Source organism: Flavobacterium sp. UBA7663, assembly GCF_002483315.1.
Classification (GTDB): Bacteria; Bacteroidota; Bacteroidia; order Flavobacteriales; family Flavobacteriaceae; genus Flavobacterium.
Genome location: NZ_DLHR01000015.1, coordinates 233,015 through 243,581, shown reverse-complemented (window position 1 = coordinate 243,581; position 10,567 = coordinate 233,015). Strand labels below are relative to the sequence as shown.

General features: G+C 31.3%; 9 protein-coding genes. All 9 read left to right on the top strand.

Annotation, left to right across the window (positions count from 1 at the left end):
* Position 1: 1 nt before the first annotated feature.
* The 9 genes from B2741_RS05675 (at position 2) to B2741_RS05635 (ending at position 10,565) form a co-directional block, all read left to right on the top strand.
* Positions 2-1,159, top strand: coding sequence for an acylneuraminate cytidylyltransferase (locus tag B2741_RS05675; RefSeq protein ID WP_291136234.1), 1,158 nt, complete (start codon positions 2-4; stop codon positions 1,157-1,159).
* 131 nt (positions 1,160-1,290) lie between these two features.
* A complete protein-coding gene (locus B2741_RS05670) occupies positions 1,291-2,166 on the top strand; it encodes an N-acetylneuraminate synthase family protein (protein ID WP_291136232.1) in 876 nt (291 codons plus the stop codon).
* Between the two features lie 5 nt (positions 2,167-2,171).
* Entirely contained in the window at positions 2,172-2,990 is an 819-nt protein-coding gene (locus B2741_RS05665; protein WP_291136230.1) for a polysaccharide pyruvyl transferase family protein, read from the top strand.
* 1 nt (position 2,991) lies between these two features.
* Positions 2,992-4,476 (top strand): hypothetical protein, encoded by a 1,485-nt coding sequence (locus B2741_RS05660; protein WP_291136228.1) that lies wholly within the window; start codon positions 2,992-2,994, stop codon positions 4,474-4,476.
* A gap of 63 nt (positions 4,477-4,539) precedes the next feature.
* Complete coding sequence (locus B2741_RS05655; RefSeq protein ID WP_291136227.1) at positions 4,540-5,937, top strand: UDP-glycosyltransferase; 1,398 nt, start codon at positions 4,540-4,542, stop codon at positions 5,935-5,937.
* A 1-nt stretch (position 5,938) separates the two neighbouring features.
* Positions 5,939-7,372, top strand: coding sequence for an MBOAT family O-acyltransferase (locus B2741_RS05650; protein WP_291136225.1), 1,434 nt, complete (start codon positions 5,939-5,941; stop codon positions 7,370-7,372).
* Positions 7,372-8,250 (top strand): hypothetical protein, encoded by an 879-nt coding sequence (locus B2741_RS05645; protein WP_291136223.1) that lies wholly within the window; start codon positions 7,372-7,374, stop codon positions 8,248-8,250. The genes B2741_RS05650 and B2741_RS05645 overlap by 1 nt, the downstream gene beginning before the upstream one ends.
* Positions 8,251-8,253: 3 nt before the next feature.
* Positions 8,254-9,681, top strand: coding sequence for an MBOAT family O-acyltransferase (locus tag B2741_RS05640; RefSeq protein WP_291136221.1), 1,428 nt, complete (start codon positions 8,254-8,256; stop codon positions 9,679-9,681).
* Positions 9,681-10,565: a hypothetical protein gene (locus B2741_RS05635; RefSeq protein WP_291136219.1), complete on the top strand. Its 885-nt coding sequence runs from the start codon at positions 9,681-9,683 to the stop codon at positions 10,563-10,565. The genes B2741_RS05640 and B2741_RS05635 overlap by 1 nt, the downstream gene beginning before the upstream one ends.
* Positions 10,566-10,567 lie beyond the last annotated feature (2 nt).

Here is a 10,567-nt window from a genome sequence, read left to right as displayed (position 1 = left end):
AATGAAAAAAGTAGCCATAATTCCATTACGTAAAGGTTCTAAAGGAATTCCAGGAAAAAATAAAAAGAAAATGTTAGGTCGTCCTTTATTTTCATGGGTTTTAGGTGCCGCTATTTTTTCTGATTTGGACGAAGTTTATGTGTTTACAGATGATGATGAAATTTTAAACTTTTTAAGTAAAGAATATCATTGGGCAAGCAAAGTTAAGGGTTTGCGCCGTAATGATGAAAATGCAAATGATACAGCATCTACAGAAAATGCTATGCTAGAGTTTGCTGAAAAAATCAATCACGATTTTGATGTTTTATGTTTGTTACAAGCTACGTCGCCTTTAACTACGTCACAAGATATTAATAATGCTTTATTTCAAATAAGCGTTGAGGGAAAAACATCAGCATTAAGTGTCGTAAAAACACATCGTTTTACTTGGAATGCAGATGGAACACCTCAAAATTACGATATTTTTAACCGACCAAGAAGGCAAGATTTTGCTGGTTTGTTGATGGAAAATGGAGCTGTTTATGCTACAACAAAAGACGCTTTTATTAAAAGTAAAAATAGAGTAAGTGAAACTATAGGTTTGGTTGAAATGCCTGAGGAAACTTTAATGGAAATCGATAGCCTTTCCGATTGGACTATTATCGAAAATTTACTAGCGGAACGTCAAAAATCTTTCAAAAAGCAAGAGCGAATTAATTATTTAGTATTAGATGTTGATGGCGTTTTTACAGATGGATGCGTCTATTACGGTGCAGAAGGCGAGTTGATGAAAAAGTTTGATATGCGTGACGGTATGGGATTAGAAATCTTAAGACAAAATAGAGTTGAGGTTGTAGTTGTTACATCAGAAAACTCTGATTTAGTTGCTAAACGCATGCAGAAACTTCAAATAAAACATACATTTTTAGGAGTAAAAGATAAGTATTCCTTTCTGCAAAATTTTATAAATCAACAACAAACTTCATGGGCTAATTTGGCTTATGTAGGAGATGATGTTAACGATTTGGCTAATCTTTGCACGGTAGGTTGGTCATTTGCTCCAGCTAATGCTACATCAATTGTAAAACAACAAGTAGATTTTACTTTGTCAAATAATTCTGCTGCTGGTGCTATTAGAGAAGTTTGTGAATGGATAATGAATTATAATAAAAGATTTTAATCATCTTTTAGCCCTACTCAATTATTAAAACGTAAGAAAACGTTATCGTTCATAAATAACTGAAGATTAACAGTGATTAGTTGTGATTATTCGATAAAATTATTTTTCTTTGCCTTTCTAATAGAATGAAAATGACAGAATATAAAAAACCTTACGTAATTGCCGAAATTGGTTGTAACCATAAAGGTGAAATGGAAATCGCAAAAGAATTAATCAAAATAGCTAAAATATTTTGTAATGCGGATTCAGTAAAATTTCAGAAACGTAACAATAAAGAATTATTGACTGAGGATCAATACAATGCGCCACACCCTAATCCTGCAAACTCTTATGGAGATACTTATGGTGCACATAGAGAATATTTAGAATTTGATGTTAATCAACACGCTGAATTAAAAGCGTATTGTGAGGAAATCGGTATTGTGTATTCAACTTCAGTTTGGGATACTACTTCAGCTAAAGAAATTGCATCTTTGAATCCAGAGTATATAAAAATTCCTTCTGCATGTAACAACAATTACGATATGTTAGGTTGGTTATGTGATAACTATAAAGGAGAAATTCACATTTCAACTGGAATGACTACTAAAGGAGAAGCTGATGAATTGGTTAACTTTTTCATCGAAAAAGGTAGAAATAAAGATTTAGTATTATACAATTGTACTTCTGGATATCCAGTTCCATTTGAAGATGTTTGCTTATTAGATATCAATTTATTGATTGAAAAATATGGAGACAAAGTAAAACATATTGGTTTTTCTGGACATCATTTAGGAATTGCAGTTGACGTTGCTGCTTATACTTTAGGAGCAAATGTTATTGAACGCCATTATACAATTGATAGAACTTGGAAAGGTACTGATCATGCAGCATCTTTAGAACCAGAAGGTTTACGTAAATTATGTCGTGATTTAAAAGCGGTTAGTAAAGCACTTAGCTTTAAAAGTCAAGATATTTTACCAATTGAGCAAGTACAACGCGATAAGTTGAAAAATAAAAAAGTATAATTTTTATGCTTAAAAATACCATCCGATTATTTTGGTGGAACGAAAAAATTATCCAAGGCAAATCCAAAGAAAATTATGGGGATGTCTTGGGTAAATTTTTAGTGGAAAAAATATCGGGTAAAAAAGTGGTTTTTGCTTGGCCTAAAAAGTTTTCTTTTTTAGATTTCTTCTCACCCATTTATGTAACTATTGGAAGCATTTTAGCTAATGTAAATCATAAATGTATCGTTTGGGGAAGTGGCATTATCAATAAGGAAATTAAAATTAAAAATGCTAAATTTTTAGCAGTTCGAGGTCCTCAAACCCGAAAGTATTTAATGGATTTAGGTTATGAAGTGCCAGCAATTTATGGTGATCCTGCTTTGTTATTGCCTCGTTATTTTAATCCGAAAGTAGAAAAGAAATATCAATACGGCATCGTTCCGCATTACAACGATTATAAAGTAGTAGAGAAGTGGTTTGAAAACAGACCTGATATTCATTTAATAGATATGATGACTAATGATATTGAGTCTAAAACAATCGAATTTTTACAATGTGAAAGAATAATTTCTTCTTCCTTGCACGGTGTAATTATTGCTCATACTTATGGGATTCCGGCTGTTTGGCAAAAATTTTCAGACAAAGTTTTTGGTGATGATATCAAATATCAAGATTACTTGGAATCGGTTCAAATTCCATTTTATCATCCCGAAATAAAAATGGAAGCTTACACTAATGAAGAAATGAGCGGCTTGTTTGAACAATATGTTTCATTGCCAAATCCTCAAGTATTAGAAGATTTAAGAAATGGATTAATGCAAGTTTGTCCTTTTAAAAATTGATATGAATAGCATCAGTTCCCAAGACGAAATTAAAAAAATCATTCTTCATATTGAAGAAAAATGGCCAGTTGAAAAATGGGAAGTAAATCATATCAAAATATGGCCTTATCTCCGAATTAAACTTTACATTCATCTTTTAATGATGATGAATAAAAAGCTAGAAAAAGAGGAAACAACTTCTGATGTTAAGCACGGTTCTAGTTCAAAAAAAACGATATTTTCTAAACTCTTTCTAATTTTTTCTTCTTTTTTTAAGTTGAATATGTTCTTTTTTAGTTTAAAAAAGAAATCACATTTGTTATATGGTTCACACATTCATAGGGTAAAGCAAAACGGACTTTATTTTAATCGATTTTATGATTCTTTAGTGGATATTCACCATCTTAAAAATGAGGTTTATAATGTAGAATATCAAAAAGTCTATCCTAATACTTTTAATAAAGAAGCTGTTGTTTCTTTAGAACAAGAAGTAAGAAATTATAAGAATTTATTAAAGTTTAAAGAAAAGTTTACACCTAAAAATGATACTATTTCTTTAGAAAATTATGATGATTTTTATGTCTATTTAAAACAATTACCTATCCGATTGGATTTGTTGCGATTCTCGGTTTCAGATTTAAAAAACTGGTCTAGACGAGTTATTGCTTTGCAACCTTTCTTTAGAAGATTTTATAAGAAGACACAGCCTAAAACATTAGTTTTTTTAGGTTTCTATGGTTATGACGATTTGTATGCAGCTCTTTTAACCGCAAATCAAATGGGAATAAAAACGGTTGATTTTCAGCACGGTCCGCAAACGAATATTCACATGGTTTTTTCAGCATGGACTAAGTTTCCATTAGAAGGATATGATTTATTGCCAAAAGAATTTTGGAATTGGGATGAATTCTCAAAAATGAATATTGAAAAATGGTGTTATAAAAATAAGAGTATTGCAAAAGTGGTGGGACAGCCATTCGTTAATTATTGGTTGAAGCATAATCATTTTGAAAGAAGCGAGAGCAACACTATTATTTACAGTTTACAAACATTTCCTTTTGAAATTCAAGATATGTTAACGCCAAAAATTATTCAATTAATAAAAGAGTTACCATTTCAATGGATATTACGATTGCATCCTAGAAATTACATTCAAATAGAAGAAATAAAAGCATTTTTAATTCAAAATCAAATTGAAGATAAAACAATCATTCAAAGTTCAATTGATGATACTCCATTGCCAAAAGCATTACTTTCTTCGATTGTGCATATAACCAATTTTTCAGGTTGTTTAATTGAAGCTCATCTTTTAGGTGTTCCAACTATATTGATTAATAACATTGGTAAAGAAATGTTTTCTCAATATATTGATGATAAATTGGTTTACTATTTTAATCCCGAAGAGGAGCCATTTTTAAATGATGTTGCTTCTTGTATTCACAGTTTGAAAAGTTCAAATCAAACGGAATCTATCCAAGAATATCCAAATCCATTTCTAAATACATAGTAATTAAGTTCTTAATTTCTTTTTGGAAATACTATATTTGCCCTCTATTTAATGAATTTGAAAATGAGTAAAAAAGCCTTTATTTTTTTACCTGATGGTGTAGGTTTGCGTAATTTCGCTTTAACCAATTTTAATGCTATTGGTACCGCTTTAGGATATGAAATTGTGTATTGGAATAATACGCCATTTAAAATCAAAGAAGAATTAGGATACGATGAAGTAAACATTACAAATCATCAATTGCATCCTTGGACTACCGTATATACTCGCGCCAGAAAGCGTTGTGAGTTAAACGTTTTTGATAAAAAATTCAACGAAACCGTTTACAATACTTATAATTTTCCACAATCTTATAAGGGAATAAAAAATATCATTAAAAGTTTAAATGTCGATTTTTTAGTAGCTACAAAATCGACTGAAAAAGGAGTAGAAAGCATTAGAACTAAAATTAAAAAGTTAGAAAGAAGTACCTCTAAATACGAGTATTGTAAAAAACAATTACTAGAGCAAAAACCAGATATCGTTTTTTGTACAAACCCACGACCTACTCAAGCTATTGCGCCTATTTTGGCGGCTCAAGATTTAGGAATTCCTACGGCTTCCTTTATTTTTTCATGGGATAATTTACCTAAAGCTACTACCTTAATTGAACCCGATTTTTATTTTGTGTGGAGCGATTATATGAAAAAAGAATTGCTTCAATATTGTCCGTATGTACAACCAGAGCAAGTTTTTGTTACAGGAACACCACAATTTGAAAGCCATTTCGATACGAGTTTATTGCAATCAAAAGAAGATTTTTATAAGTCACATCATTTAGATTTAGAAAAAAAATACATTTGTTTTTCGGGAGATGATATTGTAACATCACCTTTAGATCAATATTATTTAGAAGATTTAGCGATTTCAGTTCGTGAGTTAAACCAACAAGGATATAACTTGGGTATTATTTACAGAAAATGTCCTGTAGATTTTACGAATCGATACGATGCTGTCTTACAACAGTATCAAGATGTTATTGTTTCTATTGATCCTTTATGGCGACCAGTAGGAAGGAGTTGGAACGAAATTATGCCTACAAAAGAAGATTTTGCATTACAAGCTAATATTTGTCACCACACTGAATTTGTTGGTAACATAGCCTCTTCAATGGTTTTTGATTTTGTAGCACATGACAAATCGTGTTTATTTTTTGATTATGAACAACCACAATTAAAAAAAGGAATTCGCGATATTGGACAAAATTACAAGTACATTCATTTCCGTTCGATGCCAAATAAAGAAGCAGCCTTGTTTGTTTATAATAAAAAAGAATTGACGACTATTGTAAAAGATATTTTAGACGGAAAACAATCGAATGTTCCTGTTGGGAAAAAATGGTTTGATGTGGTTGTAGGAACTCAACCAACAAAAGCTTCTGAAAATATTTGGGAAGGTATTAATGCAATTGTAAAAAAATAGTATGTTTTTCAATTCCTTATCCTTCGCTATATTTTTACCAATTGTTTTTATTTTATATTGGTTTGTTTTTGCTAAAAACAAAACTACTCAGAATACTGTTCTAATTGTCGCGAGTTATTACTTTTACTCGTGTTGGGATTGGCGTTTTCTATTTTTACTGGTTTTTTCAACCTTGTTGGATTACTTCAGTGCTATTATGATGGAGAACAGTACTTCGGATAAAAAGCGCAAGTTGTGGTTGTGGTTGACTATTGGAATCAACTTAGGGTTTTTAGGTGTTTTCAAATACTATGATTTCTTTGCACAATCTTTTACCGAATTATTAAATGGTTTGGGATTTCAAACCAATCCAGTTTTATTGAAATTGATTCTTCCTGTTGGAATATCCTTTTATACGTTTCATGGCTTATCATATGTAATTGATATTTATTACAAACGCATCACCGCAGAACGCAATTTTATAGACTATTCATTGTTCGTAAGTTACTTTCCACTTTTAGTAGCTGGACCAATTGAAAGAGCTACGCATTTATTGCCGCAGGTAAAAATCAAACGCCATTTTAATTTTGAAAAAGCCAAAGAAGGTGTTTATCAAATCATTTGGGGATTTGTTAAAAAAGTAGTTATTGCAGACAGTTGTGCTACGTATGCTAATGCTGTTTTTGATAATTACGAATCCATGAATTCGTTGTCGTTAATTTTAGGCGCTATTTACTTCGCTTTCCAAATTTATGGAGATTTCTCTGGGTATTCCGATATTGCACTAGGAACCTCTAAATTGTTTGGAATCGATTTATTAAAGAATTTTAATTACCCTTATTTTTCTCGTGATATTGCAGAGTTTTGGCGTCGTTGGCACATTTCGTTATCATCATGGTTCCGTGATTATTTGTACATACCTTTGGGTGGTAGTCAAGGTGGAATGTGGATGAAAGTGAGAAACACCTTCATCATCTTTTTGGTGAGCGGTTTTTGGCATGGCGCAAACTGGACGTTTATTGTTTGGGGATTGTTGAATGCGATTTATTTCTTGCCTCTTTTACTTCAAAATAAAAATCGCTCCAATATGGGCGACATCGAGATGGGTTGGAATCTAAGCAGTGTAAAAACCATTTTAAATATTTTAGGCACATTTGCTTTAACCACAATTGCTTGGATTTTCTTTAGAGCCAAATCAATTACTGAAGCCATTGGGTATATCCAAAAAATGGTGACCGATTTCCAATTTGATTCGCAGTATTTGAGTAATGAACGATACAACTTTGAATTACTACTTTTAGTAGTGGTTTTTGTATTGGTAGAATGGTTCAATCGTTCCAAAGTAGAACCTTTGTCAGGGAAAGCAAGTTTGATAAAAGTGACGTTAGCTATTATGACCTTGTTAGCTTTAGGAGTATATTCCGATTATAAAGAATTTATTTATTTCCAATTCTAATGAAACAGTTTTTAGTCTTTATCGGAAAAATTTTGTTAATGCTTTTGCTTTCTGCTTTTGTATTGGATTTTATTTACACCACAGTTTTTGCACAATCGGAAACTCGAAATAAAGTGGAAAATGTTATCAATTCGAAACCCCATAATTACGATGTGATTATTTTAGGAACATCAAGAGCCAATAATCATTTTGTTTCGGAATTGTTTGAAAAAGAAGGATTGAAAACCTTTAATTATGGAATGAGTGGCGCACACTTGTTTGAAACTTCTTTGCTACTAAAATTAATGATAGAACGCGATTGGAAAATAAAAAATATCATTGTTGAAACGGATTTAAATCTGTCCAACGAAAAATGCGATGATGGTACTTTCGGTCGCTTTATGCCGTTTATGCATCAATCAGAAACTATTACAGAACATTTTAAAAACGAACCAGATTTTACAGAATTGTATTATGTACCGTTTTATCGTTACATACAGTTTGATGCGAAAGTAGGTTTTCGAGCTTGGTATAAAACATTGCTAAATGAACCAACAAATACGCTAGCAAACAATGGCTATTACCCGTTAGGGTTTAACCCAAAAGCCAACATGAAAAATAATATTGAAAGTTTAGTGCCTTTACGTAACCGTTATTTCGAAGAAATTAAGCAAATTTGTAAAGCTAATAATATCAATTTGATAGCGGTAACGACTCCTATGTGTTCTAATGTAAATGGAATGGACTATTTTAAAAAAGTGAAAGCATTGTATCCCGAAATCAAAGAATATGAACAGGTAGTAGAAGGAGATCAATACTTTTCTTCGTGCGGACATTTGAATGATAAAGGAGCGCGATTGTACACCACTAAAATTATTGAAGACTTATTTAAAAAATAGTACATGCTTTTTAACTCGATAGAATTTTTACTTTTTCTACCTACTGTTTTTTTCTTGTATTGGTTTGTTTTTAAAAACCAATTACGAGCACAAAATGTATTGTTATTGGTGGCTAGTTATATTTTCTATGGTTGGTGGGATTGGCGTTTTTTATCCTTAATTATCGCTAGTACTTTTTTAGATTATTTTATTGCTATACAATTAGGAAAAACAGACATTGCTAAAAAACGAAAATTCCTTTTAGGAATTAGTTTAGTGGGTAATTTAGGAATGCTAGGTTTTTTTAAATACTACAATTTCTTTGTGGCAAGCTGGATAGAAGCTTGGTCAAGTGTAGGAATTACTATGGAAGCTAGTACGCTAAATATTATACTTCCTGTAGGAATTTCGTTTTATACCTTCCAAACCTTGAGCTACACAATTGATGTGTATCGAAAGGAAATGCAACCCACAAAAAGTTTTATCGATTTTGCCGCTTTCGTTACGTTTTTTCCACAGTTAGTAGCGGGACCTATCGAAAGAGCGTCTCATTTATTACCGCAGTTTTATAAAAAACGAGCTTTTGATTATCAAAATGCGGTGGATGGTGTCAAATTGATTATTTGGGGAATGTTCAAAAAAGTCGTGGTTGCAGATAATTGCGCATTTTTTGTAAATAAAATTTTTGAAAATCCTGAAGCGTATTCTAGTGGCGAATTGTTTGTTGGAATGGTTTTCTTTGCTTTTCAGATTTATGGTGATTTCTCTGGGTATTCTGATATGGCAATAGGAATTTCTAAGCTTTTTGGATTTGATTTAATGGTGAATTTTAAGTTTCCCTACTTTTCACGTGATATTGCCGAGTTTTGGCGTCGTTGGCACATTTCGTTATCCACTTGGTTTCGCGATTATATTTATATTCCACTTGGTGGCTCAAAAGGTTCACAATGGTTTCAAATTAGAAATGTAATGATTATCTTTTTGGTAAGTGGTTTTTGGCATGGTGCCAATTGGACCTATGTAGTTTGGGGTTTATTTCATGCTTTACTGTTTTTGCCTTTATTGCTATTCAACCTAAACAGAAGTCACTTGATTACTAAATCCTATGGTTGGCTCGATTTTGCTAAAATTGGAGTTACGTTTTTAGTTGTATGTATCGGTTGGGTGTTTTTTAGAGCCGATTCTATTTCAGATGCTTTTCAATATTTAGCACATATGTTCGAATTGAAAAGTTTAGGGTTATCCTTATTCTATAAAACCAATGCTAATTTGATGATTTTCGGTTTAAGTGTTTTGGCTGTCGGAATTTTATCTCTACAAGAATTATTTTGGGTCATCAAAAAAAGAGAATTACCTGAAGTTTCAGCTTTTGGTGCTTTACTTTTAGTATTGTTGATTTTCTTTATGGGAAGTTTTAAAAATCAAATGGACTTTATTTATTTCCAATTTTAATGAAGAAGTTTCTAACCAAAATAGCCATTTATACTTTTTTCATTCTTTTGATTGGAAACGGCATTGCTTATTTATCTCTTTATGTTTTAGGAAAGTCGCAATTGTATAAAAATCAGTTTGTAAAAAATGGTGTCAAAGAAACCCATTTTGATTATGTAGTTTTAGGCTCTAGTACAGGATTAACTACATTAGACACTAAGTTGATTGATAAAACCTTAAATACTTCTGGATTAAACATTAGTATGGACGACACTTCTTTGAGTTCTCATTATTTGATGTTACAGTATTTTCTTTCTTTGGGAAAAACTACAGACCAACTGATTTTGTGTGTTACTCCTGGAGATTTACAAAATCCGGTAAACGAATTAAATAATAATGATTATCGTTTTTTAACGGAAGTTCAAGATACTTTGGTTTATAATTATTACGATAAAATGGAGCAAAATGGATTAAAAGTACTTACTTATTCTAAGTTCATGCCTATTTTAGGAGTAAGCTATTATAATAACGAACTATTTTATCCTTCAATATATGCCTTTTTAAAACCTAACAAAAGAAATAGATTTGATGAAAAAGGAAACTACACGTATCCCCAAATTGCAAATCATATAGAAAAAGGAATTGATACTAATATTGAAACAAGCTATCTAAATCCTTCATTTTTAAAGATTAAAAAACTTTGCAAACAAAAGGGAATTGATTTGATCGTATATCAATCACCTATTCATAGAAAAAATGTCATTTTTCCAAACACAAAAGATTTTAAAATAATCAATCATTCGACAATTTTACCCGAAGAGTTGTTTTATGATAACATTCACGTGAATAGTAAAGGCAGAACTTTTTGTACTTTAGCCTTTTGTAAAGAAATTAAAAACCCCTAACT